At 64.3% G+C, this 26999-nt stretch carries 27 protein-coding genes; 11 read left to right on the top strand and 16 right to left on the bottom strand.

Going from position 1 to position 26999, the window contains the following annotated elements; genetic code table 11:
• Positions 1-8 precede the first annotated feature (8 nt).
• Together JMY24_RS25465 and JMY24_RS25460 are read right to left on the bottom strand one after the other, a co-directional pair.
• Entirely contained in the window at positions 9-1310 is a 1302-nt protein-coding gene (locus JMY24_RS25465) for an MFS transporter (protein ID WP_128596623.1), read from the bottom strand.
• A 67-nt stretch (positions 1311-1377) separates the two neighbouring features.
• Positions 1378-2157, bottom strand: a complete 780-nt coding sequence (locus JMY24_RS25460; RefSeq protein WP_128591498.1) for a putative hydro-lyase — start codon at positions 2155-2157, stop codon at positions 1378-1380.
• A gap of 178 nt (positions 2158-2335) precedes the next feature.
• Between JMY24_RS25460 and JMY24_RS25455 the strand changes: the two genes are divergently transcribed.
• The gene (locus JMY24_RS25455) at positions 2336-3277 is read left to right on the top strand and encodes a LysR family transcriptional regulator (protein WP_201703151.1); all 942 of its coding nucleotides are present in this window, start codon (positions 2336-2338) and stop codon (positions 3275-3277) included.
• 12 nt (positions 3278-3289) lie between these two features.
• Here the strand turns inward: JMY24_RS25455 and mdcH are convergent, their stop codons facing one another.
• The 8 genes from mdcH to JMY24_RS25415 all read right to left on the bottom strand — a co-directional run bounded on the left by mdcH (position 3290) and on the right by JMY24_RS25415 (position 10515).
• Positions 3290-4222, bottom strand: coding sequence for a malonate decarboxylase subunit epsilon (gene mdcH, locus JMY24_RS25450; RefSeq protein ID WP_128596624.1), 933 nt, complete (start codon positions 4220-4222; stop codon positions 3290-3292).
• On the bottom strand, positions 4222-4917 hold the full coding sequence (locus JMY24_RS25445) for a malonate decarboxylase holo-ACP synthase (RefSeq protein ID WP_201703149.1): 696 nt from the start codon (positions 4915-4917) through the stop codon (positions 4222-4224). The genes mdcH and JMY24_RS25445 overlap by 1 nt, the downstream gene beginning before the upstream one ends.
• On the bottom strand, positions 4917-5732 hold the full coding sequence (mdcE, locus tag JMY24_RS25440) for a biotin-independent malonate decarboxylase subunit gamma (protein ID WP_201703147.1): 816 nt from the start codon (positions 5730-5732) through the stop codon (positions 4917-4919). Before mdcE ends, JMY24_RS25445 begins: the two co-directional genes overlap by 1 nt.
• On the bottom strand, positions 5729-6616 hold the full coding sequence (locus JMY24_RS25435; protein ID WP_201703145.1) for a biotin-independent malonate decarboxylase subunit beta: 888 nt from the start codon (positions 6614-6616) through the stop codon (positions 5729-5731). The genes mdcE and JMY24_RS25435 overlap by 4 nt, the downstream gene beginning before the upstream one ends.
• The gene (locus JMY24_RS25430; protein ID WP_128596627.1) at positions 6613-6927 is read right to left on the bottom strand and encodes a malonate decarboxylase subunit delta; all 315 of its coding nucleotides are present in this window, start codon (positions 6925-6927) and stop codon (positions 6613-6615) included. Before JMY24_RS25430 ends, JMY24_RS25435 begins: the two co-directional genes overlap by 4 nt.
• A complete protein-coding gene (locus tag JMY24_RS25425) occupies positions 6915-7868 on the bottom strand; it encodes a triphosphoribosyl-dephospho-CoA synthase (protein WP_201703163.1) in 954 nt (317 codons plus the stop codon). The genes JMY24_RS25430 and JMY24_RS25425 overlap by 13 nt, the downstream gene beginning before the upstream one ends.
• A gap of 203 nt (positions 7869-8071) precedes the next feature.
• Complete coding sequence (gene mdcA / locus JMY24_RS25420) at positions 8072-9733, bottom strand: malonate decarboxylase subunit alpha (RefSeq protein ID WP_128596628.1); 1662 nt, start codon at positions 9731-9733, stop codon at positions 8072-8074.
• An 8-nt stretch (positions 9734-9741) separates the two neighbouring features.
• A complete protein-coding gene (locus JMY24_RS25415) occupies positions 9742-10515 on the bottom strand; it encodes a GntR family transcriptional regulator (protein WP_128587434.1) in 774 nt (257 codons plus the stop codon).
• A gap of 171 nt (positions 10516-10686) precedes the next feature.
• Here JMY24_RS25415 and JMY24_RS25410 point away from each other — a divergent pair, with 171 nt between their 5' ends.
• Complete coding sequence (locus tag JMY24_RS25410; RefSeq protein ID WP_201703143.1) at positions 10687-11985, top strand: MFS transporter; 1299 nt, start codon at positions 10687-10689, stop codon at positions 11983-11985.
• 72 nt (positions 11986-12057) lie between these two features.
• On the opposite strand, the gene JMY24_RS25405 is transcribed toward JMY24_RS25410, so the two are convergent.
• Entirely contained in the window at positions 12058-12990 is a 933-nt protein-coding gene (locus tag JMY24_RS25405) for a DMT family transporter (RefSeq protein ID WP_128596629.1), read from the bottom strand.
• Positions 12991-13092: 102 nt separating this feature from the next.
• Here JMY24_RS25405 and JMY24_RS25400 point away from each other — a divergent pair, with 102 nt between their 5' ends.
• On the top strand, positions 13093-13980 hold the full coding sequence (locus tag JMY24_RS25400) for a LysR substrate-binding domain-containing protein (protein WP_128596630.1): 888 nt from the start codon (positions 13093-13095) through the stop codon (positions 13978-13980).
• Positions 13981-14025: 45 nt separating this feature from the next.
• Here the strand turns inward: JMY24_RS25400 and JMY24_RS25395 are convergent, their stop codons facing one another.
• Positions 14026-15582 (bottom strand): carbohydrate porin, encoded by a 1557-nt coding sequence (locus JMY24_RS25395; RefSeq protein ID WP_128596631.1) that lies wholly within the window; start codon positions 15580-15582, stop codon positions 14026-14028.
• 261 nt (positions 15583-15843) lie between these two features.
• Here JMY24_RS25395 and JMY24_RS25390 point away from each other — a divergent pair, with 261 nt between their 5' ends.
• The 8 genes from JMY24_RS25390 (at position 15844) to hutC (JMY24_RS25355) (ending at position 23839) form a co-directional block, all read left to right on the top strand.
• Entirely contained in the window at positions 15844-16530 is a 687-nt protein-coding gene (locus JMY24_RS25390; protein ID WP_128596632.1) for a hypothetical protein, read from the top strand.
• A 28-nt stretch (positions 16531-16558) separates the two neighbouring features.
• Positions 16559-17395: an arylamine N-acetyltransferase family protein gene (locus tag JMY24_RS25385; RefSeq protein WP_128596633.1), complete on the top strand. Its 837-nt coding sequence runs from the start codon at positions 16559-16561 to the stop codon at positions 17393-17395.
• A gap of 518 nt (positions 17396-17913) precedes the next feature.
• On the top strand, positions 17914-18774 hold the full coding sequence (locus JMY24_RS25380) for a transporter substrate-binding domain-containing protein (protein WP_128587424.1): 861 nt from the start codon (positions 17914-17916) through the stop codon (positions 18772-18774).
• Positions 18775-18862: 88 nt separating this feature from the next.
• Entirely contained in the window at positions 18863-19585 is a 723-nt protein-coding gene (locus JMY24_RS25375; RefSeq protein WP_027780247.1) for an ABC transporter permease, read from the top strand.
• Positions 19586-19598: 13 nt separating this feature from the next.
• The gene (locus tag JMY24_RS25370) at positions 19599-20354 is read left to right on the top strand and encodes an ABC transporter permease (protein WP_128587422.1); all 756 of its coding nucleotides are present in this window, start codon (positions 19599-19601) and stop codon (positions 20352-20354) included.
• A 35-nt stretch (positions 20355-20389) separates the two neighbouring features.
• Positions 20390-21181 (top strand): ABC transporter ATP-binding protein, encoded by a 792-nt coding sequence (locus JMY24_RS25365; protein ID WP_128596634.1) that lies wholly within the window; start codon positions 20390-20392, stop codon positions 21179-21181.
• 38 nt (positions 21182-21219) lie between these two features.
• Complete coding sequence (locus JMY24_RS25360) at positions 21220-22896, top strand: HAL/PAL/TAL family ammonia-lyase (protein ID WP_128596635.1); 1677 nt, start codon at positions 21220-21222, stop codon at positions 22894-22896.
• Between the two features lie 259 nt (positions 22897-23155).
• The gene (hutC, locus tag JMY24_RS25355) at positions 23156-23839 is read left to right on the top strand and encodes a histidine utilization repressor (RefSeq protein WP_128585090.1); all 684 of its coding nucleotides are present in this window, start codon (positions 23156-23158) and stop codon (positions 23837-23839) included.
• 42 nt (positions 23840-23881) lie between these two features.
• Here the strand turns inward: hutC (JMY24_RS25355) and hutC (JMY24_RS25350) are convergent, their stop codons facing one another.
• Genes hutC (JMY24_RS25350) through JMY24_RS25335 form a run of 4 tightly spaced genes read right to left on the bottom strand, consistent with a single transcriptional unit; the run spans position 23882 to position 26977 of the window.
• Positions 23882-24712 carry a histidine utilization repressor gene (hutC, locus tag JMY24_RS25350; RefSeq protein WP_201703141.1) on the bottom strand — a complete coding sequence of 277 codons (831 nt, stop codon included), beginning with the start codon at positions 24710-24712 and terminating at the stop codon, positions 23882-23884.
• 51 nt (positions 24713-24763) lie between these two features.
• Positions 24764-25627 carry an amino acid ABC transporter ATP-binding protein gene (locus JMY24_RS25345; RefSeq protein ID WP_128596636.1) on the bottom strand — a complete coding sequence of 288 codons (864 nt, stop codon included), beginning with the start codon at positions 25625-25627 and terminating at the stop codon, positions 24764-24766.
• Positions 25628-25644: 17 nt separating this feature from the next.
• A complete protein-coding gene (locus tag JMY24_RS25340) occupies positions 25645-26307 on the bottom strand; it encodes an amino acid ABC transporter permease (RefSeq protein ID WP_128596637.1) in 663 nt (220 codons plus the stop codon).
• Between the two features lie 19 nt (positions 26308-26326).
• Positions 26327-26977 (bottom strand): amino acid ABC transporter permease, encoded by a 651-nt coding sequence (locus JMY24_RS25335; protein ID WP_128596638.1) that lies wholly within the window; start codon positions 26975-26977, stop codon positions 26327-26329.
• Positions 26978-26999: the final 22 nt, after the last annotated feature.

Genomic DNA, 26999 nt, shown 5'->3' with positions numbered 1-26999 from the left:
CGCAATCCTCACTCCCTAAGCGCCCGCCCTCGCGTTTCCGGCAGCGTAAGCGCGGCGAGAATCACGATGCCGTAGGCTGCCGCAGCGAATGTGCCGATCGCGTGGCCAAGCGTCATCGTTTGCGACACGTAGCCGATCAGGAACGGAAACGTCGCGCCGATAGCTCGCCCGAAGTTGTAGCAGAACCCTTGGCCCGAGCCGCGGATCCGCGTCGGAAACAACTCGGTCAGGAACGCGCCCATGCCCGAGAAAATGCCCGATGCGCAAAATCCGAGCGGGAAACCGAGCACGAGCATCGACAGATTATCCAGCGGAAGCTGCGTGTAAATCGACGCAATCGCGCATGAAGCGACAGCGAACGCGATGAACGCGCGCTTGCGGCCAATACGGTCGCTGACATACGCGCCTGTCAGATATCCGCAATACGATCCGACGATCACGACGCCAAGGTAGCCGCCGGTGCCGATCACGCTCAAGTGCCGCTCGGTTTTCAGATACGTCGGCAGCCACGTGGTCACCGCGTAATAACCGCCTTGCACGCCGGTCGCGAGAATGGATGCGCGCAGCGTCGTCCAGACAATATCGCCGCGGAAAATGTCGAATATTGAAGGACGCGCCTGTGCCGCATCCTGAGCTTCTTTTTGCCGCCGATGCACCTCCGGTTCTTCGACGAAGCGGCGGATCCAGATCACGAACGGCGCCGGCGCAATGCCGATCGCGAACAGCACACGCCACGCGTAATCGGCGGGGACGAGCGAGAACACGGCCATGAAGAGCAGCGTCGACACGCCCCAGCCGATCGCCCATCCGGCCTGCACGAGTCCCACCGCCTTGCCGCGGTCGCGCGCGCGGATCACTTCGCCGATCAGCACGGCGCCCGCGGTCCATTCGCCGCCGAAGCCGAGTCCCATCAATCCACGCGCCCACAGCAGTTGCGAGAAGTTCTGCGCGAGCGCGCAGGCCAGCGTAAAAATCGCGAACCAGAGAATCGTGATCTGCAAGGTTTTCACGCGGCCGACGCGATCCGACAGCACGCCCGCCGCCCAGCCGCCGACCGCCGAACTCAGCAGCGTGACGGTGCCGATCAGTCCCGCGTCGCCGCGCGTGATGCCCCACGTCGCGATCAGCGTCGGAATCACAAAGCTCAGGAATTGCGTGTCCATTGCATCGAGCACGTAGCCGATCTTGCAACTCCAGAACGCGCGCTTCTCGGCAGCGGAGATCTGCCGATACCATGCAAATGGGCCTTTCGCTGCGACGGACTCGTCGTAGCGCTCGGCGTCCGCGGTCAACTGCGCTTTGCTTTCCATGCTTGAACTCCGGTCGTCGTGATGGGCCGCGTCTTTGCGCGCGGCTTGCGGATGAAATGGCGCCGCGCTAGATGACGGCGAGCGAGGCGTTGGGAATGTCGGTGACGAGCATGTGTCCCGGCTTGTGCGCGATCGCGAATGGCAAGCGCGCGCTCTCGATCGCGACTTGCGGGGTGACGCCGCATGCCCAGAACACCGGCAGCTCGTCGCTGCGCACTTCGACTGCATCGCCGAAATCGGGCCGGCCGAGATCGCGAATGCCGATCAGCGACGGGTCGCCGATATGCACGGGGGCGCCATGCACCGCGGGAAAGCGGCTCGTGATCTGAATCGCGCGGATTGCGTCGGCGGCGTTCATTGGGCGCATCGAGACGACGCGGTTGCCGCCGAACACGCCTGCCGGCACGTTGCGTTCGCGCGTGCGATACATCGGCACATTGACGTGCTGTTCAATGTGACGCAGGCCGATGCCTTCGCGCCGCAGCATCTCTTCGAATGAAAACGAGCAGCCGATTGCGAACACCACCAGGTCGGCGCGCCAGAGTTCGTTGAGGCTGCGCACTTCCTCGGCGCGTTCGCCGTGGCGATACACATAAAACGCGGGCACGTCGTTACGAATATCGAGGTCCGCGCCGAGCGAGGGCACGCGCCACTGGCCCGTCTCACCGATGCCGAGCAATGGGCACGCCTTCGGATTGAGCGTGCAGAAACGCAGGAAATCGGCGGCGTATTGCTGCGGAAGAATGGCGAGATTGGCTTGCGCGTAGTCGCCGCAAAATCCTGCGGTGGGGCCCGACAGACGGCCGCTGCGTATCTGCTGACGAAATTCGGATGGCGTATAGGACATGAACTGCTCGCTTCGGATTTGACGGACTGGACCTTCTGATGCGTTCCAGAGTAGTAACGTCAAAAATATCCATCCAGCGAGTTTTTCTTCCGTTCCGTTAAATTAAACTTAACGGCGGGACTGCTGCTTTACGGCGATCATGTCGCCTCTTCATCCGCTGCTTGCGAGACTTCATGCAATGAATACCCGCTTCGTCGAAACATTCCTGACGCTCGCCAGGCTCGGCAGTTTTCGTGCGACGGCAACGGCGATGCACGCAACGCCCGCCGCCATTTCACTGCGTATCAAGACGCTGGAGTCGGAGCTCGGCGTCGAATTGATCGAACGCGATGCGCCCGAGTTCAAGCTCACCGCAAATGGCGAGCGGCTACTTGCGCACGCGCGCTCGGTGGTGCAGGCCACGCGTTCGCTGCAACTGGCCGCGCAGGACGAAACGCAGTTGGCGACCCGGCTGCGCCTCGGCGTGGTCGAGACGGTCGTGCATAGCTGGTTACCCGACTACATTCGCATGCTGAACCTCGAGTACCACCGCATAGTCGTGGACTTGACTGTCGATTCGAGCGCTGTGCTCGGACCTCGCCTGCGCGCGGGCGAACTCGATCTCGTGATCCAGGTGGAAGAGGCGGGCGACCAGGAGGCGTCGATTGTGTCGGCGCTGCTGGCAAGTTATCCGGTGCGCTGGATCGCGCGCAGCGACCTGATTCCCGCGAGTCGCGCGAAGCATGTCGCGGCGCTGCTGAGCAAACCGGTACTCACGTTCGGCCGCGGCACGGCGCCGCAAATCGCGGTGGAGGCCATCGTGCGCACGCTGGCCACGCGCGCCGGCGTTCCGCTCGCCGATACGCAGGTGACGTGCATGCCGTCGGTGGCGGTCATCGTCAAACTGTTGCGCGACGGCTATGGCATCGCGGCTGTGCCCGCGCTTTTTGTCGAGCCGTATCTGACGAGCGGGGAGTTAGGGCAGTTGCAGGTGCGTCCGCTGCCGCCCCCGATCAATGTGGCGATGTACTACCGCGACGATGCCGACGTCGGCGTGCTCGCGGCGGCTCGCGTTGCGCGCAATGCATGCGATGGGTATGCGAAAGCGATGGGCCGGCAGTTGATCGAGAAGCGCCAGTAAAGCGCGGCTTGCCTAGCTGGTTTCGAGGCGCCGCCGTGCCGTCGCCGTCAGGCGTTCAAACGGAAGTGTACTGGCCGCGAGCGCGGCGACATCCGGATAGTGTTCGCGCGTGATGTCGGTCAACACCTGGCCGGGCGGCGCTTCTATCGCGACGCGCATGCCCATTTCCTGCATGACGGTGAGCGCGTCGAACCATCGCACGGTGTAGCGCATGTTGGTCGCAAGGTCGTCGCGAATCGCGTCAGCCGTGTACAACGGGCGGCCGCCGCGATTGCCGATGTAGATGCTGTGCGGCGCGCTGAAGTGAATGGTACGTGCGTAGGCCGACAGTCCGTCGCTCGCGTGCGCGAGCAATTCGCAATGCGAAGGCACGCTGACCGCGAGGCGCGTCGCCTTGCGTGCGCCCGCAGCCAACGCACGGGCGAGGAAGCTGTCCAACGCGGCGTTCGCACCCGCCATGACGATCTGGCGCGGCGCGTTCACGTTGCCGATGTAGACGGGCGGCTCGCCCGCGTCGGCATGCTGGGCGGCGAGCGTTGCGAGCTCGTGCTCCGTCAGGCCCGACACTGCCGCAAGACCGTAGCCCGATGGGTACGCGGCCTCCATCAATTCGGCGCGACGGCGAACCATGTTCAATGCGTCGTGGAAGGCGAGCGCGCCGCAGCTGACGGCCGCCGGGTATGCGCCCACGGACAAGCCGGCGCTCATCTCGGGCTTCAGCCCTTCATCGGCCAGCGCGCGGGCGAGGGCCACGCCCGCCACGGTCAAGCCGCACTGCACGGCAACTGTCGAGCGCAATGCGTCTGGCGTGTCGAGCGTGAGGATGTCGATGCCAAGTACGCTGGAAGCCTCGTCGAGCGTCGCCTGCACGGCCGGATGCGGCGGCAGGCGATGCAGGAAGCCGTCGGTCTGCGCGCCCTGGCCCGGGAAGATCAGCGCGAGCATCAGACGTCAGTCGGCTGAACGACGGCCCACGGATCGGCAAGCAGTTGCGGACCGCTTGCGTGGCGCGCCATCACGCGCGCCTTGCCCGCGGCCCACTCGGCTAATGCGACGCCGCCTGCAGGCGTTTCGAGTTGCGCGTCGATGCGAATGCCGGTTTGCTGCGAGAGCGCGTCGAACTGGTTCAGCAAGTCTGCGGCGCATTCGCGCGACAATCGTTCCGGTGTCCGAATCAAAAGATCGAGATCGCTCGATTCCGACACAGTGTTTCTCCGCGTTGCCAGTTCGAAACCCGCGCTGCCGGTGGGGCCCCACACGAGTCGATTCAATGCACTCGTTGAGTCCCGCTGCAACGCGGCGAGCGCGATAAAGGCGGGCAATGCGGCGCGCCCCGCGAGTGGTTCGTTCCGAGCGAGCGCTTCGGGCGCGGTCGCTTCGACGATCTCCGCCGATGCAACCCACGTGCCGTACCGCTGCGAGCGCTGCGCGCCGCGCACGCCAACCGCAACGACGCCCTGCGCGGTAAGCGCACGCCGCACGACGGCATACGGCGCGCGCTCGAACGCGTCGCGGACCCACGCCGGTTCGCCGTCGAACGCAGCGAGGCGCCGCAAGTGCAGCAGGTCGTGCGGCCGCCAACGCGCATCAGACGGCCCAGTGCACAGCGCAGTGAAGGGCGGCGCAGCACAGACCCGCATCACACGGCATCCCATTGTTCAGCGAGCCGCCGCCGCACTTCGATAGACGCCGCGCGGTTCTTCTGCGCAGCCTCCGATTCCAGCCGGCGCGACAGATTACGGCTGCCCGTGCGTGCGCTGCTGATCTGTTCGCACAACACCTGCTGCACGCGCCGGATTTGCGCGGCGTCCGGTGCGTCCGCGTCGATGCCTTCTATCAACTGATCGAGCAGACCGAGCTTCGCGAACGAGGCCATCGAGTAAGACATCGGCACGATCGTTTCGCCGAGTGCGTCGAGTTCTTCGACCGTGCGACGGGTGACCCGCGCGGCGGCTTCCTTGCCCATGGCGTGGACCATCGTGCCAGGTGCATCGAGTGCGACGATGCGATTGGCCTGGTAGCCGTGTGCGAGGAATGCGCCCGACATCGCCGGTCCGACGATCAGCGCGATGACCGGATGCCCCGCATCGCGAGCCGACGCGTACGCGTCGACTGCGGCGGCACACGCGAGGTGAATGCCGAGCATTTCCTCGCGATAGCCATACGCCTGACTTTTCACATCGACGATCGCGACGATCGGGCGGCGCGTGCTGCTCGCCGCATCGCCCGCAATCGTCTCGCGGACCGCTCGTGCGAGTTGCCAGCCTTGTTCGAGACCGACCACATTGTCGGTCGCGCGCGGAAAGCGGTTGCCGGCATCGGGCACGACGGTGATGAAGCGCGCGGTCTCGTCGCCGAGTGGCGCGTCGCCGCTCCACACCGGCGCCGCGCTGCGGGATTCGCCGGCGAGCGCGTGGAACCAGCGCGCGCCACGGCTCAGTGGGGTGTCGCTCATGCTTGCTCCTTGCGCGGCTGATTTCCAGTTTGCTGCGTCGAATAGACCTCGCGCTTGCTTTCCGGCGTCACGTTGGCCGGATCGATCCGCGCGAGCCGCTGCAAGAACGTGTCGACCTGTTCGCTTCGGTGTGCGGCCGGTACGCCCAGTGCGAACGCGGAACGCACGGCGGCGCGCACGGCCTCGGCGTCGTCGTCGACGAGGCTATCGGCGAGCCCCGTCGCCGCGCGCTGTTCCCCGCCGATCAGTTGCCACACGCGGCGCCGGTCGCTTGCATCCAGCTCCTCGATGCCGGCTTCCTGTTCGATCACCTCGGGCCCGTTCATGCCGAGCCGGCCCTGCTTCGTCACGACGAGGTACGAACACAGTGCAGCCGCGAGCGACATGCCGCCGAAGCAGCCGACCATGCCCGCGATCACGCCGACCACCGGCACATGACGGCGCAGCGCAACGATCGCCGCCTGCATCTCGGCGATCACAGCGAGGCCCAGGTTGGCTTCCTGAAGGCGCACGCCGCCGGTTTCGAACAGCACAACGGGACGCACGATCTTGCCGCGCTCGCAATCGCGCAGCGCCATTTCGAGCGCCGCCGCGATCTTGCTGCCCGACACTTCGCCGATGCTGCCGCCCTGGAACGCCGATTCGATTGCGGCGATCACTGCGGGCTCGCCGTCGATCGTGCCGCGCGCGATCACGCAGCCGTCGTCGGCCTGGCAAACGACGCCTTGCAGCGGCAGCCAGGGCGACTCGATCCTGTCGAACGGGCCGAGCAGTTCGCGGAAGGTGCCCGCATCGAGCAGCGAGCGGGCGCGCTCGCGCGCAGGCAATTCGATGAAGCTGTCGCGCAGCAGCGGCGTGGCATGCGTGCTTGCAAGCGTGCTCATGCGTCGTCTCCCTGTTCGGCGGCTTCGACGGCTTCAGCGAGCCGCAACGCCACGACGCCCGGTGTCGCACCGAAGTCGTTGATTTCGATTTGCGCTGCGCCGTCGTAGCGAGTGAAGAAACGGTCGAGCACGCTTTTCCAGATGTGACTGTAGCCGTCCACGCTCGTGCGCACGACGACATGCGCCGCGAGCGCGTTCGCGTTATCGGCGGGGGCGAGCAGCACTTCCAGATCGCCCGAGCCGACCACGCCGACATGCGCGCGGGTCGTGACGGCGCGTTGCGCCGGATAGTCGAAGGTCAGATGTTCCATGTGGCTGAGCTCCCGCCGGCGTCGTGATGCGCCAGCATGTCGAGAAAGAGGGTGGCGGCGAGCAGGTCGGCTGCGCCGCCGGGCGATGCGTTGAGCGACAGCAGTTCGTGTTCGAGTGCGGCGAGCGCGGTCTTGCCTTCGCGTGTCGAGCTTCCACCGGCTTGCAGCACGCGGCGCGCGCCGCGCTGTCCGGCATGCAAGCCGGCGAGACCCGCGCGATGCAGCAGGCAGGTGTCGTCGAGCGAAGCCATGATCGAGAGCAGGGCGTCGACGCGCGCGTCGTCTTCGGCGATGCCGCGCTCGCGCGCCGCGATCAACGCGGGCAAGCCCGTGCCGATCACATGCGGAAAGCCTTCTTGCGCTTCGCGGCGTGCGCCGCCGACCTGATAGCGCCGTCGCGCGCGCTCGCCGTGACTGTCGGTTGCAGCGGCGAAGCGGTCGGGGAAGCAGGCGATCTGCGCCGCGCGCCGGCAGATGTGCGATGCGTCGAGCCGGCCCGCGGCCTGCGGCAGCGACGCGCCCGCGACCAGCAGCCCGACGATCCAGATTGCGCCGCGATGCGCGTTGCTGCCGCCTGTCGCGCGCAGCATGTCCTGCTCGCCTGCGCGGCCGATCTGCGCGAGTTCCGTACGCAATAGCGCCGACGGCTCGCCGCGGCGGCGCGCCGCGCGCGCGAGCGCGGCAAAGGTCGGCTCGAGCGCGTGCGCCGAGCGCCGCATGATCGCGAGGTCGAGGTCTTGATGCGCGCCGCTGCCGCGCCGGTCGACAAGCGCGGGCTTCGGCGTGAGTTCGGCTTCGTCGATCAGCGCGGTTACGGCGTAATGGGCCAGCTCTGCGTCGGTGAGCAGGCTCTGCGGAGGCTTGCTGACGCGAGCGGCCGGCAACCGAGCGCGCTCGCGCAAGGCTGCGGGCGCTCGCGTTATCGGCTCGTGACTGTGCATGCTTTGCGCGGAACGCAATTCTTCGCGGTCAGGCAAAGCAGTCGCAGAAGTCGTTAGCAGTTCGTGAATCGGCATGCTCTGCGCGGAAGACGATTTGTTTCGCTCAAGCACAGCCGCCGCCGCGCTCCTTACCGGCACCTGAACTTGCACAGCCTGTGCGGACGACGGCTCTTCGCGCTCGAACAAAACAGCAGCGGCTCTCATCACCAGCTCCTGAAGCGAGCCGGCGGCGCGTACAGACCGCCCGACCACGTGACCAGATCGTCGATGCTGCGTGCCGCCAGCAGCGAACGCTTCGCTTCACCCCGGCGAATGCCAAGATCTTCGGGATACGCCACGATGCCACGCCGGCGCAGTTCGGCGGTTTTCTCCGGCTTCGCGCGCAAGCCGATCGGCGTCACGCCGGCCACGGCGGCGATCGCGGCGCGCCGTTCGTCGATGCCTTCGGCCTTATGCAAATGCGCGATGCCTTCCTCGGTGACGACATGGCTCACGTCGTCGCCATAGATCATGACCGGCGCGACCGGCATGCCGTTTTTCGCGCCCACGGCGACGGCGTCCAGTTCGTCGACGAAAGTCGGCTCGCCGCCTTTCTTGTACGTCTCCGCGAGTTGCACGACGAGCTTCTGACCGCGCGACACGGGCCCCTGATCCTTCAGAAGCTTGAGCCACGCTTCGCTCGAATGACGGCGGCCGCGCGGATCGTGGCCCATGTTCGGCGCTCCGCCGAAGCCGGCGAGACGTCCGCGCGTCACCGTGGATGAATTGGCGTCCGCGTCGATCTGCAACGTCGAGCCGATGAACAGGTCGACACCGTACTGCCCGGCCAGTTGGCACAGCACGCGGTTGGAGCGCAGCGTGCCGTCATTGCCGGTGAAGAACACGTCTGGACGCGCCTCGATATACGCCTCCATGCCGACTTCGCTGCCGAAGCAATGGATGCTGTCGACCCAGCCCGATTCGATCGCGGGGATCATCGTGGGATGCGGATTGAGCGTCCAGTTGCGGCAGATCTTGCCCTTCAGCCCGAGCGACTCGCCGTAGGTGGGCAGCAGCAGCTCGATCGCCGCAGTGTCGAAGCCGATGCCGTGATTCAGCGAACTCACGCCATATGGTTCGTAGATGCCGCGTATCACCATCATCGCGGTCAGCACCTGCAGGTCGCCGATGTGGCGGGGATCACGCGTGAAAAGCGGCTCCACGGCAAAAGGCCGGTCCGCTTGCACGACGACGTCGACCCACGAGCCCGGAATATCGACACGCGGCAGTTCATCGACGATCTCATTGACCTGCACGACCACGATGCCGTGACGAAACGCGGCGGCCTCCGCGATGGTCGGCGTGTCTTCGGTGTTCGGGCCAGTGTAGAGATTGCCGTGACGGTCGGCCTTTTCCGCGCAGAGCAGCGCGACATGCGGCGTCAGGTCCACGAACATGCGCGCGTAAAGTTCGACATACGTGTAGATCGCGCCGATTTCCAGTTGCCCGTCTTCGAGCAGTTGCGCGACGCGCAAGCTCTGCGGCCCGGCAAACGCAAAATCCACTTTATGCGCGATACCGCGCTCGAACAGCGTCAGATGCTCGGGGCGGCTGATGCTCGATATGAGCAGATGCACGTCGTGAAGCTTCTGCGGATCGACTTTCGCCAGCGAGCGCGACAGAAAGTCGGCCTGCTTCTGGTTGTCGCCCTCGAGCGCGACTCGGTCGCCTGGCTGGATCAGCGTTTCGAGTGCATCGACGATGCGGCTCGGCGACAGTACGCCGTCTTCGAGCCATGGCGCGATGGCGGCGAGGCGGCGGTTCTTTTCGTCGCGGCGCGTGGTCCATGAACGTGCGGCGGATGACGCTTCGGCGGATGGGTTCATCGGCTCAATCAGCTCCCGGTAGTGGTGCGCGGGGGTCTGCCGCGCGGCTTGGGCCGGTTCGCGAGCGCGGCTTCCGCCTGCGCGCGTTCGGTCAGGAAACGGTGGAGCAGCTCGCCCGTACCGAGCAGGTGCGCAACGACGAGCGCTTGCGCGCCCGGTACGTCGCGCCGTTGCACGGCGTCGAGCAATTCGCTGTGTTCATTGTCGGATTCGCCCTTGTACGAAGGCAACCCGAATTTCAGGCGCAAATACCGTTCGCCGCGCCGATGCAGCACGCGGATCAGGTCTTCGAGCTGAGGACGCGCGGCCGGCGCATACAGGCTCATATGGAACTCGGCATTACGCGCGACGTACAGCGACGGGTCCGGCTCGCGCTCGGCCGCGCGACACAGCGCCACGCATTCGCGCAGCGTGGCGGCGGTGTGTTTGGGTATTGCAAGCCCGATGGCAAGGCTCTCCAACGCGGAGCGGATCTCGTAGATTTCACGCGCTTCATCCGCCGACAAGGGCGCGACGGTTGCACCCTTGTGCACCGCGACCTTCGCCCACCCTTCGGTCTCCAGCAGGCGCAAGGCCTCCCGCACCGGGATCGCGCTAACCGAAAAGTGACGGGCGAGCGCGTCCTGGCGCAGCGGCGCGCCAGGCGCCAGGGTGCCGTCGATAATCGCCTCGCGCAACGCCTCCGCGATTACGCGGGACGTGCTCTCTCGGGGCGCGGCCGCAGGAAGAAGCGGGGCGCGCACGGGGGCATCCAGGGGAAAACCATCGGTTGCGTCGTTCATAGGTTCAAATATTATATATAAAACGACGTGAATTAAAGGCGGGCAAACCCGGAATTTGTCTCCGGAGTCCCGTAGGGTCCTGCTGGCTTGAACGGCAACCATGGCTCACCGACAGCTCGCGTCCGGTCGTTTCCCTTTCAAATGCAGGTAACAGCAGGCAGGAGGAGCACGATGAGTTCACTCACCGACCGCACGTCGGCCGCACGGCGCCGCACGCCGTTGAATCGCTCGCAGATCGCGGGTTTTTGGGGCGCATGGGCCGGCTGGACGCTCGACGGCATGGACTCGTTCATCTACGCGCTCGTGCTCACGCCGGCGCTGACCGAGCTATTGCCGCGCTCCGGCTACGCGGCGACGCCCGCCAACGTCGGGCTGGCCGGTTCGATTCTGTTCGCGCTGTTCCTGGTGGGCTGGGGCATGTCGTTCATATGGGGGCCGCTCGCCGATCGCTTTGGCCGGACCAAGGTGCTGGCCGGCACGATCTTCACGTTCGCGATTTTTACGGGGCTTGCCGCCACCTCTCATAACGTGTGGGAGTTGGGGATCTATCGCTTCATTGCGGGCGTCGGCATTGGCGGGGAATGGGCGCTGGCCGGCACCTACGTGGCGGAAGCGTGGCCGGAGGATCGTCGCAAGATGGGCGCCGGTTATCTGCAAACGGGTTATTACGCGGGTTTCTTTCTGGCGGCGGCGCTCAATTACACGATTGGCGTGCACTTCGGCTGGCGTGCGATGTTTCTGACGGGAGCCGTGCCGGTCGTCGTCGCGATTCTGATTCTGCTGCGCGTGAAGGAATCTGAGAAATGGCAGAAGGCCGAGGCGCAAGCCGAACGCGCGAAGCCGCTGCGCGAGATCCTGGGGCCGGCCTACCGGCGGCGCACATGGGTCGCGTGCATTCTGTTGACGATCGCCATTATCGGTTTGTGGGCGGGCGCCGTGTATGAGCCGTCGGCCGTGATCCAGCTTGCGTCCAAGGCCGGCATGGCGAAGAACGATGCGATCAGAATGGCGTCGCTCGCAACCGGCTTGCTGTCCGTCGGCACGATTCTCGGTTGTCTCGCGCTGCCGCCGCTCGCGGAACGCTTCGGCCGCCGCAAGACGCTGGCGTTTTACTTCGCGGGAATGGCGGTGGCTATCACCGGCAGTTTTGGCTGGGCCTTCTATTTGCCGAACGGGCTCGCGCCTTTCATCGCGTGGCTGTTCGTGCTGGGTTTTTTCGGCGGCAATTTTGCGCTGTTCAGCTTGTGGCTGCCCGAGCAGTTCGAAACACGCGTGCGTGCGACGGCGTTTGCGTTCTGTACGTCGTTCGGACGGTTCGTCGGCGCGGGCGTGAACTTTCTGCTTGGCGCGGCGGTTCTTCACATGCACACGCTCGGAGTGCCGGTGGCGCTGACGGCGCTCGTGTTCGTCGCCGGTCTGTTCGTCATTCCGTTCGCACCGGAGACGAAGGGTGAAGTGCTGCCGCAGTAAGTATGGAGGGCTGGGCGGCGTGGTGCTGGCCGTTTGCCGGCACTTATTTACGATCAAGCCTGCACGCGGAACTCACTCTGCATGACGCCCCGCGCGCCGGCGTGGAAGCAGCAACGAAACTAGCGGCCAGCCGAGATTCACGCCGAGACTCGCGATCACGATCAGCGCCATACCCGAGAGTTGCGGCAGCGAAAGCGCGCGGCCGTACACGATCGCATCGACGGCAATCGCGGTGAGCGGATAGACGAACAGCAGCACGGCGATGACCGGTGTGGTGAGCTTGGGCAACGCGCCGTAGATCAGCACATACGAGAGCCCCGTGTGCAGCACGCCCATGCCGACGATCCAGAACCACTGCATTGCCCCGATATGCACGGCGTCAAAGGGCGCAATAAGCGGCGCGATGATCGGCAGGCACACCACGCCCACCGCGCATTGCGCGAGCGTCAGCAGGTGCGGACGCAAATCGCCGAGTCCCTTCGCGATCAACGTAACGCTCGCATACAGCACCGAGCCGGCCAATGCTTCGCCGATGCCGATCAGATAGCTCGTATGGCCTTGCAGATTTTCCGTGGCAGCGACGCCCGACGCGAGCACGAGCCCGACGAAGGCGGTCGCGATCCAACCAAGCCGGTCCGCGCCCAGCCGTTCGTTGAAAAGCGCCGCGCCGATCAGCACGACCCAGAACGGCTGCACGTGGAACACCACGGTCGCGACCGCAATGCTGGTTCGATGGATCGCATCGAAAAAGCCGACCCATTGCGTGACCATCAGCACGCCGGAGATCAGCGCGAGCACGACCGTGCGCCGCGTGAAATGTGCGCGCGTGAAGAAGCCCTTCCACGCGCAGTACGCGGCCAGCGAGAGAAACCCGAACAGGCAGCGAAAGAACACCAGTGTCAGCGCGCCGAGCCGCGCTTCCTCGACGAAGACGCCCAGCGTGCCCATCAGCAGCCCGCCGCCGGCCAACGTAATGGCGCCTTGTTGACGTTGGGTGAGGGCCATGCCGATCGTCTCCGTGAAGTGATGCCGTCAAGTATTGCGCCGGTTGCGCGGCATTCACAAACGAATTAAATTTAGAAATTCCATAAGCGAGATTGATAAATCATGCACCCGGAATTCGACGCCGATCTGTTGCGCACTTTCGTTGCGGTCGTGGATACAGGCAGTTTCACGAAAGCGTCGGCGACCGTGCATCGCTCGCAAGCCGCCGTCAGCATGCAGATCAAGCGGCTCGAAACCATGCTCGGCACCACGCTGTTCGCGCGCAACACGCGCAACCTGTCGCTCACGCGGCCCGGCAATACGCTGCTTGAATATGCGAGGCGCGTGCTGGCATTGCACGAGGAAGCGTGGTCGGCGATCGTGCGGCCCGAAGTTACTGGACGCGTGGTGCTCGGCGCGCCGGACGATTACGTGTCGTCGCTGTTGTCGCCGGTCTTGCGGCGATTTTCGAATCTCTACCCGCACGTGGAGATCGAAATCGTCTGCGCGCAGAGCACTTCGCTTGCGCCGATGCTGGCCGACAACAAGATCGATCTCGCCTTTGTCACGCGCGACCGCAAATTGCGCGGCGAATTCGTTCGCAGCGAGCCGATGGTGTGGGTAGGGGCTTGCGTCGACACGCCGGTGCTGGCGGCGTCGCCGTTGCCCGTCGGGCTGTACGAGCCCGGCTGCGTGGCGCGCCAGCATACGCTGGCCGCGCTCGACGGCGCGCGGATTCGCTATCGCGCGGCATTCAGCAGCGCGAGCCTGATGGGCCTCGTCGCAACGGTGGACGCGGGCTTGTCGGTGGTTGCGCTCACGCGTTGCAGCGTGCCGCCGCGCCTCGCTATTCTCGGCGAAGCACAAGGCCTGCCGAAGATAGAGCCGCTGGAAATCGTGGTGGCGCGCAGCGCGAAATCGGACCGGCCGACCTGCGATTATCTGGCCGCGCAGATGGTTCAGGATCTGTCGTTACGCACCCAGCCGCGCGGGTCGGCGGCCGCGTTGTGAACGGGTGCAGCGAGCTTCACGCGTCCGGTCGCAGCGCGAAGCGTATCAAAACGTAATGTTCGTGCGCAGGCCGACGACGAAGGTGTTGCGCAGCGGCTTCGTCGGATCGTTTGGATTCTGACCGGCGCCCGCGTTGAACGTGTATTGCGCGTCGGCCTGGAGCATCCACCACGGGGCGATCTGATACTGATAGGTCGCTTCGAGCGCGGTTTCACTGGTGCGAACACCATACGGGCCGCCGCTGAATGCCAGGTTATCCTGATCGATTCCGTGTGCGTGGCTGCCGATCTTGATGTACGTGAGCGCCAGACCCGCGCTGTCATTGTCGCGGCCGGCGAACGGCGCTTTGAGTACGACGCCGAGATTGGCCGCGACGCTCACCAGATTGCGGTCACCCGGCGCGCCCATCACGCGGGCGAACACGCCGAGGCTGCGCGCTTCGCTCGGGTTGGGCCGCCAGACCGTCTGATCGGCCACCGCGTAGAAACTGTAGTCGCCGCGATGGTTCGCCGCGACACCGGTTGACGCCGGACTCGCGAGCGACACACCGTTGGTGTCGTAGCGTTGATCCGCGAAGCGGCCATTGTTGTACCAGACCCCGATCTTGTAGGTGCCCGGCAGTCCGCCTCCGGCAGTGCTCGCCGCAGGCGCCGTGTCGCCGTCTGCCGGCTGGTTGATCGCATACTGCAACTCGCCGATGAACAGCGCGCCGTTATGCAGGTTGAAGTTAGTCCCGCTGCGGTTGTTCGGATTGTTGCCGAGCGGATCGCCGTCGAATACACCGGCGAGCGCCGTCAATGAAGGCGTGATCTGTCCGCGCACGCGCACGCCTAGCGCCGACAGCGGGTACGCCGGCCCGCCCGACGGCATGTCGTAAGTGGGCAGCGCGGGCCAGCCGAACATCGTGTTCATGAAGAGCGCGGAGTACGTGCTGGCGATGAACTCCTGGTCGATACTTTGCTGACCGATCTTCACGTCGACGCGTTTGTTCAGGAACGACTGCTGATACCACAGCTCCCACAGGCGCGTGCTGTTTTCGGCTTCGATGCCGCTTGCCGTATTCAGCGTGCCGAGTTTGTCGCCGCTGAAGTTGCCCCCGTGAATCTGCAATGCGCTCACGTTGAACTGGCCGCCCGGCAAGCCGAACGCCTTTTCGGTATCCAGTTGGACAGTGGCGGTGGTGACGCCGTCGTACGCGGCGCCGCGCGCGAGGCCGCCGCGCAGGTTGCCAAGCAGTTCGCTGGTTTCAGTGAGCGCGAAGCTCACGCCATATTTGCCGAGCCACGGGCGCAAGCCGCCCATGTCGCCGAACATCTGGTCGCGGCCCCAGAAGCCGGTCTCGCTGGCTGCGGCCTTGCCCGTATCCGCGCCTGCCGCTTCGCTTGTGTCGCGCGCGGCGTCGGCATTTGCGCCTGCATTCGCATTGCCCTGCGCCATTGCCGCACCTGAAGCGCAAGCGCAAGCGCAAGCGAACGCCGTGCACAACGCGGTGCGGCGAAACGAAAGCGTGCGGGGCCGTCCGGCCGCCTTGCTGCCAGATGACAGAAACTCGCAGCGGACAGACAAGGGTGCGAAGGGGCGAACGGATCGGGCGAGCTTCATCAAAAGCCTTTAATGTTGTTATTGACTGCTCTCGCGCATCGCGGCGTTAAATAGCTATTTAACCGGGCGCGGGCCGGCATCGGTTCACACGAACCGAACAATGGGCGTGATCGTACCGAGGCAAGATAGGTGCGTCAACGAGATGCAAATGACTCGCGCCAACACGCCGGGGACTGACGAGTTGATAAATTCGTGCGAACGCGTAACGGTGCGGCTTGTCGAACCGCACGAGTTTCCGCAGTCTCTTACAAGGAGTTACATATGATAAAGCGTGTCCTACTGGTTTCGTTGCTGGCAAGCGCCGGTCTCTTCGCAAGCGGCGTCTCGAACGCACAGTTGAATCTGAAACAGTTCGGAATTGGTAGCGGGGACACATCCGCGGATGCTGGCGCGGCGTCGTCGGGCGGTGTATCGCAGTTATTGCAAACGTATGTGGGCGCGAATCAGCAGGTGTTGAGCGGGCAGTCGTCGCTTGCGTCCGCAATGGGTTTGTCGAGCGCGGCTGGGCAGGCGCAGCAGGCTGCCGGCTTGCTGAGCGGCGGCACGCCGTCGGTCAGCCAGTTGACGCAAGTGGGCAGCACTCAGCAGTCGCTGTCGCAAACGTTGACGCAGGCATTTGCCAGTCGTGCAGGCGGAACGAGCAACGCAACGCAAACGCCGGTGAACAAGCAAGCGTTCACCGACGGCCTGTCGTCGCTCGGTAAAGGCGTCAGTCAGTATTCGAGCTTGCAGTCCAGCCTCGGCAGCATCGGGCAGATGAATCCTGCTTCGCTGCTGCAGGCCGGCATGAATCCCCAGATCGCGCAAAGCGCGTCGTATATCGCGCAATCGGCGCCGGGGCAATTGCAGTCGCTGATGTCGACGCTCAGTTCCGCGATACAGTTTGCAACGAGCAACGGTATCAGCGTGCCGTCGATCGCGAAGTCGGCGCTCGGAGGCGCGCAGTAGCGCAACAAGAACCAGACGGACGATGCCTATGTCACACACACTCAACCTCGACAATTACTTCGAACGCATTGGTTATACGGGCCCGCGTGCGCCGACGCTCGATGTGCTGAAGGCAATCCACCGGTTGCATCCGCGAGCCATTCCGTTCGAAAACCTGAATCCGCTCACCCGCCGCGCGGTGAAGCTGGACCTCGAATCCGTCGAGAGAAAACTCGTCGACGATCGCCGGGGCGGCTACTGCTTCGAGCAAAACGCGCTGCTCGCGAACGTGCTGATCGAACTGGGCTTTCAGGTCACGCCGTTGCTTGGGCGAGTGCTGTGGGGCCGGGAGCCCGATGCCGTTCCGCCTCGCGCGCACATGGTGCTGCGAATCGATCTGGATAACGAAGCATGGATCGCGGACGTGGGTTTCGGCAGCGTCACGCTGACTTCGCCGCTGCGGCTGACGCCAGGACTTGCGCAACGCACGGACCTCGGCATCTTCCGTCTCGCCGACGCCTCGCACGACGCGCTGTATCTCGAAGTGCAGGCGCGCGATCAAACGTGGTCGCGCGTTTATCGCTTCGATTTGCATCCGGTCGAGTGGATCGATTACGAAACGTCGAACTGGTACACGTCGACGTCGCCGGAAGCGGTCTTCGCGAGCAATCTGATCGTGTGCCGCGTATTGCAGGAAACGCGCCTCACGCTGTTGAACGACCAGCTGAACGAACGCGCCGCGGACGGCGGTATCGTCCGCGAGCAGCGCCTCGCAAGCGCTGACGAGCTCGCGGCCTGTCTGCGCGATCGCTTCGGTCTGAGCACCGGCGACATTGACCTGGCGGAGATCTTTGACCGCGTGCGCACGCGGGCGGATTTCGAGTAACCGGCAACAGCGACGATCGCCCGCCTGGTGTAATCCACGGTATGCGTTGCGGGCATGAGGGTGCTGCTGTTCGCCGCGGCAGCCCCCTCGCGTGACCGGGCCGCGTGTGGTATCTGCTTGAACGCGGCAGGCTCGGCTATTCGGCTATTCGGCATGGGCGGGCTCATGCCTCGCGGACCATGAACCCGCTTTCTCGCCCGGCGCCGTCGTTCCTTTCATCAAGTAGACGTATGAACCCGCCGCACCTTCGCGGCGCATTCGCCCAACCTGTCTAGACAAAGCGCACCATGCCGACGCATCCGCTCCGGCTCGGCAGGTGTGCGCCTTCAGCGGAATTGTCCTCGCGAACCCCAGCCCGCCATGGCTTATAGGGGCTTACCCGATGATCGGGCAATTTTTCGTGAATCTGCTTGCGACGGCTTTTTGACTCATGCAGACTTGTCTATACAAATTCAGCGACGCTCAAGCGCTGGTTCGCATTTCGGTTCGACGGTTTCCTCAATCAAAGGAGTTTCGACGTGAAAGTGAAACGCACCACGGCAGCAAAAGCATTGATCGGCGCCGTGCTCGGCGCCGCGGCGATTTTCGCCGCACCGGCGCAGGCGAAGGACTGGAAGACGGTGACGATCGCGCTCGAGGGCGGCTATGCACCGTGGAACCTGACCTTGCCCGGCGGCAAGCTCGGCGGTTTCGAACCCGAACTGGTCGCGAACCTCTGCGAGCGCATCAAGCTTCAATGCAACCTGGTCGCGCAAGACTGGGACGGCATGATTCCGGGTCTGCAAGCCGGCAAGTTCGACGTGTTGATGGACGCGATCTCAATCACGCCGGAGCGCGAAAAGATCATCGCGTTCTCGAAGCCATATGCGGCCACGCCTGCCACGTTCGCGGTGGCCGACGCCAAGGTGCTGCCCAAGGCCGCGGCCGACGCGGGCGTCGTCAAGCTCACGGGCGATCCCAAGTCCGATCAGCCGACTGTCGACGCGCTGCGCAAGCAGTTGAAGGGCAAGACCATCGGCATCCAGTCCGGCACCGTCTATACGAAGTTCATTAACGACGGCTTCAAGGACATCGCCACGATCCGCGTCTACAAGACGTCGCCCGAGCGTGATCTCGATCTGGCGAACGGGCGTATCGACGCGTCGTTCGACGACGTGACGTATTACGCCGCGAACATCGACAAGAAGGAAACCGCGTCGATCGTGATGGCCGGCCCGAAGATCGGCGGGCCGATCTGGGGTCCGGGCGAAGGTCTCGCGTTCCGCAAGCAGGACGCCGATCTGAAAGCGAAATTCGACACCGCGATCAGCGCGGCGCTCGCCGACGGCACGGTGAAAAAGCTGTCCGCCAAGTGGTTCAAGACCGACGTCACGCCCTGATTCGCGAGGCGTTGCACGAATGCGGCATGCGTGGGCGCGAGCTCGCGCGTGCAGCTGTTTCATCGTCCGTCATGACGGGAGGTAGGCAATGGCTCTGATACAGATGCTCGGCTTCGGGCCGGAAGGTTGGGGCGGCGTGCTGCTGCTCGCGGCGTTGATGACTGTCGCGCTCACGCTCGCGGCCCTCGCGGTCGGGGCCGTATTCGGCGCACTGGTCGCTGCGGCCAAGCTGTCGCGCCTGCGCACACTGCGCGTGATCGGCGACATCTATACGACGGTGTTTCGCGGCGTGCCCGAACTGCTCGTCATCTATCTGTTCTACTTCGGCGGCTCGACGCTCGTTACGACCGTTGGACAGTGGTTCGGCGCCGAGGGCTTTGTCGGCGTGCCGCCGTTCGTGATCGGCGCGCTCGCCGTCGGCATGATTTCCGGCGCGTATCAGGCGGAGGTGTATCGCTCGGCGGTGCTCGCGGTATCGCGCGGCGAGCTCGAAGCGGCGCGCTCCATCGGCATGCCGACCCTGACCATGGCACGCCGCATCCTGATTCCGCAAGTGCTGCGTTTCGCGTTGCCCGGCATCGGCAACGTATGGCAACTGAGCCTGAAGGATTCAGCGCTGATCTCGGTCACAGGTCTCGCCGAACTGCTGCGCACGAGTCAGGTGGCGGCGGGCTCCACGCATCAATACTTCACGTTCTTCGTGGTCGGCGGCGCGCTGTATCTGCTGATGACCAGCATCTCGAACCGGGTCTTCAACCACGCCGAGGCACGCGTGGGCCGGTCCTTCAAGCGCAACTTCGCGCGCAACTGACGGCGACGGCATCATGAACTTCGACTTCGATTTTCTGCTGGATACGGTGAAGCAGCTGCTCGCCGCCGTGCCGACCACGCTCGGCCTCTTCTTCTGTTCGCTGATTCTCGGTGGGCTGCTGTCGCTCGTCATCGTCACGATGCGCGTGTCGCCGCACTGGCTGCCGAACCGGTTCGCGCGCGCTTATATCCTCGTGTTCCGAGGCTCGCCGCTCCTGATCCAGATGTTCCTCGTGTACTACGGCATGGGTCAGTTCGGCGTGATTCGCGAGAGCTTCATGTGGCCGGTGCTGCGCGAGCCGTATATGTGCGCGGTTTTATCGCTCGCGCTCTGTACCGCCGGTTATACCGCGGAAATCATTCGCGGCGGCTTGATGGCCGTACCGGTCGGTCAGATCGAGGCGGGTTATTCGATCGGGCTATCGGGCTTCGCGCTGCTGCGCCGCGTGATCGGCCCGATTGCACTGCGCCAGTGTCTGCCCGCTTATTCGACGGAAGCCGTGCTGCTCGTCAAATCCACCGCGCTGGCGAGTCTCGTGACCGTGTGGGAAGTGACCGGCGTCGCGCAGCAGATCATTCAGCAAACGTATCGCACCACCGAAGTTTTCATCTGCGCCGCGCTGATCTATCTGTTCCTGAACTTCATTATCGTGCGCGCACTCGGCATGCTCGAAACGCGCCTGTCGCGGCATCTGCGTGCGGCGCCGAAGCAAACCGCGCCGAGCCGCCCGGTGTCCGCCACTACCGAAGCACGCCGCGCCGCGCCTTGAGCGCCCGGCCATTCCGGATGAACCTGGAGAATTCCATGAACGCTACGGCACCCGTTGCACTGTCGGTCAAGAACATTCACAAATCGTTCGGCGACCACCACGTGCTCAAAGGCATTTCGCTCGACGCTCATCAAGGCGACGTGATCTCGATTCTCGGCGCGAGCGGCTCGGGCAAAAGCACCTTCTTGCGCTGCCTGAATCTGCTGGAAACACCGGACGACGGTTCGGTCGCGCTCGCCGGAGAAGAACTGAAAATGAAGCGCCGCGGCGACGGCAAGCTGCAACCGAGCGACCGCCGTCAGGTGGACCGCGTGCGCTCGCAACTCGGCATGGTGTTCCAGAACTTCAATCTCTGGTCGCATATGACGGTGCTCGAAAACCTGATCGAAGGGCCCATGCGCGTGCTAAAGCGCAGCCGCGCCGAGTCGGTGGAAGAAGCCGAGGCGCTGCTGGCGAAAGTCGGTCTCGCGGAAAAGCGCGGCCACTATCCGGCGCATCTGTCGGGCGGACAGCAACAGCGTGTGGCGATTGCCCGCGCGCTCGCCATGCATCCCAAAGTGATGCTGTTCGACGAACCCACTTCGGCGCTCGATCCCGAACTCGTTGGCGAAGTGCTGCGCGTAATGCGCTCGCTTGCCGAAGAAGGGCGCACGATGCTGGTGGTCACGCACGAAATGGGTTTTGCGCGGCATGTGTCGAACCGCGTGATGTTCCTGCATCAGGGGCAAGTGGAAGCCGACGGCACGCCTGACGAAGTATTCGTCGAGTGCAAGTCGGAGCGCTTCCGTCAATTCGTGTCGAGTCATCAGGACCGCACGACCAACTAATCCGTATCGCCAGGCAATTTACCGAGCAGAGCAACATCATGGCCGTGATCCGTTCCGATCGTCCTCTCGACTGGGCCCAGGTGGCGGCGGTCGCCGCCGGCGAGCCGCTCGAACTTTCCTCCGACGCCCGCGCGCGCATCGCGGCGGCGCGTGTGCTGGTGCAACAGATCGTCGAGCGCGGCATTCGCGCGTATGGCGTGAATACGGGCGTGGGCGCGTTGTGCGACGTGATCGTGTCGCCGACCGAACAGCGCACGCTGTCGCGCAACATTCTGATGAGTCACGCAGTCGGCGTCGGCGCGCCGCTCGGTGTCGCCGAGACGCGCGCGATCATGGCCGCCGCCGTCAACAATTTCGCGCATGGGCACTCGGGCATCCGTATCGAGGTCGCCGATCAACTCGTGGCCTTGCTCAACGCCGACTGCTTGCCTGAAGTGCCGGCGTTCGGCTCGGTCGGTTATCTGAGCCATATGGCGCATATCGCGCTGGTGTGCATCGGCGAAGGTCATGTGCGGTATCGCGGCGAGCGTCTGACGGGGCGCGACGCGTTGCACATGCTCGGCCGCGAACCGCTCGTGCTGGAAGCGAAGGAAGGGCTCAGCCTTATCAACGGTACGCCCTGCGTGACCGGGCTTGCCGCGTTGGCGCTTGCACGCGCGGTGCGTCTGCTGGATTGGACCGATGTCGTCGCCGCAATGAGCTTCGAAAATCTGCGCGGCCAACTGGCAGCATTCGATGAAGACTCGCTCGCGCTGCGCATTTCGCCGGGGTTGAACCTCGTAGGCGAACGCATGCGCACGGCGCTTGCCGACAGCGGCATTCTCGCGGCTGTGGTCGGCCAGCGCACGCAAGATCCGCTCAGCATGCGCACCATTCCGCACGTGCACGGCGCGGCGCGCGACGTGCTTGCCGCGACCGCCGACGTGGTGGATCGCGAACTGGCGTCGATTACCGACAACCCGATTGTCGCGGGCACGCCGGAAGATCCGCGCGTTTATTCGCAGGCGCATGCGGTGGGCGCATCTATTGCGCTGGCGATGGACAGCCTCGCTACTGCCATCGCGCAGGTCGCCGCAATGGCCGAACGGCGGCTCGATCGTCTCGTCAATCCGCTGGTGAGCGGCTTGCCCGCGTTTCTCGCCGAGCCTGGCGGCACCTGCTCGGGCTTCATGATCGCGCAGTACACGGCGGCCTCGCTGGTTGCGCAGAACCGGCGCCTCGCGCTGCCCGCGAGTCTAGACGGCGGCATCACGTCGGGCTTGCAGGAAGATCATCTGTGCCACGCCACGCCTGCCGCATTGAAAGCGCTGGAAATCGTCGACAACGCAGGGCGCATCGTCGCGATAGAGCTGCTGGCCGCGGCGCAGGCCTACGACCTGCAAGCCACCGGCGCACCACCGGCGCCGCACACGCAGGCGTTGTGGCAACGCGTGCGGCAGATCGTGCCGACGTATCGCGACGACCGTCCGCTCGCAGACGACATGAGCGTGGCTTTCCGGATGATCGCTGGCGAGGCGCCGCCGCCGTTGCCTGGTCCTGACAAGATGAGGCAGCACAATTTCAGTGTCGTTGCGGACGCGTCTGTCGGGAAGCTCGCAGCGGCGAGTAACTTTCCCGCCGCCGCGAATAGTGTTAGCGATAAGGCCGGCGCGATCAATGTAGCCGGCCAGATCGCCATCGCAGGCGGCGCGCCGGTCGTCGCTCACGTGGCCTGATGGAGACAAACCGGCGAGCGGGCTTACCCGCCGGCGAACCGACCGAGGTGTCCCCAAGGGGACTTACTGCGGGGCGTAAAAGCGGTACAACGGATAGGATCCGCAACCCACCCACGAGGTCGGAGTGAACACAACTACAAATGAGCAAAAGCAAGCAGAACAAAGCGCGCAAACAGGTGCACAAGCGGCCGCACAAATAAGCGCGCGAAGTGGCGGCAACGTGGACCGCGCCGCTTGCAAGGAGACGCCGCCGAAAGCAATGCCCGCCTATGAGCAGATCAAGCGCTATGTGATCCGGCGTATCACCGAAGGCGACTGGAAGCCGGGCGGCCTGATCCCTTCCGAAACGGAACTGGTGAAGGAGTTTGGCGTCGCTCGCATGACGGTTTCGCGCGCGCTGCGCGAATTGACCTCTGAGCGGGTGCTAACGCGTGTGCAGGGTTCCGGTACGTTCGTCGCGCCACAGCGGTACGAATCGACGGTATTGGAAATCCGCAATATCGCCGATGAAATCGCCGCGCGCGGTCATCGTCATTCGGCCCGCGTGTTGACGCTCGAACCGAGCGACGATCCGCAGGCGCTCGAAGCGCTCGGTTTGTCGAGCGGCCCGGCGTTTCATTCGTGCATCGTGCACAGCGAAGAGGGCGAGCCGATCCAGTACGAGGATCGCTACGTCAACCCCAAGGTGTTCCCCGAGTATCTGCAGCAGGACTTCACCATCGAGACGCCGAATCACTACATGGTGCGTCTCGCACCGATTCAACGGGCGGAGTTTCGCATCTATGCGCAGAAGCCGGACGCGTATGTGCGCCGTCATCTGTCAATGGAGATCGGCGAGCCGTGCTTGCAGCTATGGCGTCGTACCTGGGTGGGCGAGGACGTGGCGACGTCCGTGCAGTTGTGGCATCCGGCCTCGCGTTTTCATCTGGCGGGCAATGTGTGACGCGCCAACATGGTGTGAGACGAAGTTGTGACGCGTAGCGCGTCAGCCTTGCCGTTGTGACATATCCGGCGAAAAGCGGCAGCCGAGCCGATAACGCGAGCCAGGATGTACGAACCGCGCGAACGTCACGGCAACACCACTCGTCCACGTTCGGCGCACGAGCGTGAGACAAGGTTCTTCCGCGCGAATTTCGAGTAGTCCGGCTTCGGCCTGAGTCGGTAGTCCCGCGTCGACAATGTGTTCGACGTCGTGCGCGGGCACCGTTTCGAATAGATACTCCGACGGCCTGATCGCCGAAAAATCCTGCTGCAAAAAATCCGGCGCAATGGCCGGATTGACGTAGCGGTCCTCTAGCTGCACCGGCAAGCCGTTCTCGCGGTGCACGCAAACCACATGAAAAACCGAAGCGGCCGGCGCGAGCCCTAACGCATTCGATACCACGACAGAAGCGGTCTCGCGCTGCAAAAGCACGGTACGGTAGCTGTATTCGTGTCCGCGCGAGCGAATCTCGTCGCCGATATGCGCGATCATCAGGAGCGTGGATTGCGGCCTCGCTTGCGCGACGAACGTGCCGACGCCCGACACGCGCGTAACGAGCCCTTCGTGCGCCAGCTCGCGCAGCGCGCGATTGACTGTCATGCGCGAAACGCCCAGCGTCGCAACGAGATCCAGTTCGGAGGGCAGACGCTCGCCGGCCTGACGCGCGCCCGATTCGATGATGCCGCGAATATGATGCTTGACCTGCTCGTAGCGTGCGGCCGGCGCTTCGCCTGCAGCGCGTGTACCCGAAGTCGCGTCGCGCGTGCTTTGAGCCGCGGCGGCTGGCGGCTTGCCGTGGGCTTTGTGGCTCTTGCCGCGAAGCATGGAGGACATCGGCAGCCCCTGGTTACTGTCCGCGCAATGCGGTCGGGGCAGGGCTCGCGTTCATAGCGGCTCTGCGTCGTCTGGGCCGCGCGCCCAGAAAGCGTTGCGGTCGAAGTAGTTCTGCAGGAACTGCCGCAAGCGGGGCTGTCCGGCGTCATGGAAAACTTCGCGCGGTTTGCCTTGAACAGCAATGCGTCCCTGGTCGATGAACATGACCTTGTCCGCGACCTGCGCGGCGAAGCCCATTTCGTGCGTGACGACGGCCATCGTCATGCCGTCGCGCGCGAGTTGCTTCATCACTTGCAGCACCTCGCCGACGAGTTCGGGATCGAGCGCCGAAGTAGGTTCGTCGAACAGCATGATGTGCGGCTCCATTGCCAGAGCTCGCGCAATCGCAACGCGCTGCTGCTGGCCGCCTGAAAGTTTCGCCGGGTATGCATCGCCCTTATGCGAGAGGCCCACTGTTTCGAGCATTGCGTTCGCGCGGCGGCGCGCGTCGGCGTGCGGTAGACGCCGCACGCGCACCAGCGCTTCCATTACGTTGCCGAGCGCCGTCATGTGCGGCCATAGATTGAATTGCTGAAACACCATGCCGACGTTCCGCCGCACGCGATTGATCTCGCCTTGCGACGCGCGCACGCGCTTGCCGTTGCGCTCGCTATAGCCGAGCAGTTCGCCTTCGATGCGCACGTCGCCGTGATCGTACGTTTCCAGCGCAGCGAGGCAGCGCAACAGTGTGCTCTTTCCCGATCCGGAAGGCCCGATGATGCACACCACCTCGGAGCGGGCAATCTCCAGATCGACGCCGCGCAGCACTTCGACTTCGCCGAAGCGTTTGCGAAGATCGCGCACTTCGATCAGCGGCGAACCATGTCGGGTGTCGACGGCGGACGCGGAAGAGGGCATGTCGGCGATAGCGTTCATGAAGTAATCCGATTCCTTTATGCCATGAAACGCGCGATGCGGGTTTCGGCCCACATGCCCGCGCGCGAAGTCAGTTCGACGAGCGCGAGATAGCACACGCACAGCATGAGCAGCGTTTCGACGAAAGCGAAGCTCGCCGAGCCGATGCCGGTCAGCACGAACGTCAATTCGGGCACCGTGACGATGGACAGCACAGCGGTCTCCTTGCTCAACACGATGATGAGGTTGGTCAGCGCGGGCACGATCAGCACCAGCATTTGCGGCATCTGAATGCGCCACACGGCCTGGGTGCGCGTCAGGCCGAGACACGACGCCGCTTCGAGATGGCCGGGCGGCACCGATTGAAACCCGGAGCGGAACGCTTCGGCGAAATAGGCGCTGCCATAGAGGCCGAGACCGAGCACGCCGGCTGTCATCGGTTCGAGCGTGAGGCCGAACGACGGGCCGCCGTAGTAGAGCAAAAACAGTTGCACGAGAAACGGCGTGCCGCGAAAGAGCTCGATATAGAAGCGCAACAGGCCGCGTACCCAGCGTCCGCAAAAGAGCTGCAGCACCGCGATCAGAAAGCCGAGCAGCATGCCGATCACGACGCCCGCTGCCCAGGTGCCGAGCGTGGTGGCGAGGCCCGCTGCAATCGGCTGAAGATTGTGCGTGATGACGGTGGGATCGAACTGTTGCATAGCGTAGGCTCCGTGTCGATCAGGCGTGCTTCAGACGGTACTCGGCGGCATGCGCGATGAGCGCGAGCGCACCGCAAATCACGAAGTAAATGAGCCCTGCCGCAAGATACGCTTCGAGCGGTCTGTAAGTACTCGCGGCTATGTTCTGCGCGGTGCGGGTCAACTCCGCTACACCGACAACCGAGATCAGCGACGAAGCCTTGATCAGCAGCACCATTTCGTTGACGAGCGACGGTAGCGTCAGGCGAAACGCCTGGGGTACGAGAATGCGCCGGAGCGTATCGAACGGCGAGAGGCCGAGCATGCGTGCGGCTTCAATATGACCCGGCGGAATGCTGAGAAAACCGCCGCGCAGAATTTCGGCGATATAGGAGGCCGAGCACAGCGACACCGCGCTGATCGCGGCCACGAGCGGCGATACGTTGATGCCCGCGAACGGCAGCAGGTAATACACCAGCAGCAATTGCACGAGCATCGGCACGCCGCGAAAGAAAAACACATACGCACCGCCGAATTTGCGCGCGGCGCGATTCGGCGACAGGCGCGCCGCGCACACGCCGACCGCGACGAAGAAGCCAATGAAAAGACCCGTCAGCGAAACGCCGATGGTGGCAAGCGCCGCGTGCAGCAAGAGCGGCATGCCCTGAACGAAGACGGTCGTGCTGAACATGGGTGTCGCCTTCACCAATGTG

The organism is Paraburkholderia kirstenboschensis (genome assembly GCF_904848585.1).
Classification (GTDB): domain Bacteria; phylum Pseudomonadota; class Gammaproteobacteria; order Burkholderiales; family Burkholderiaceae; genus Paraburkholderia; species Paraburkholderia kirstenboschensis.
The sequence above is the reverse complement of the archived record's forward strand: the minus strand, read 5'-3'. Positions and strand labels throughout refer to the sequence as shown.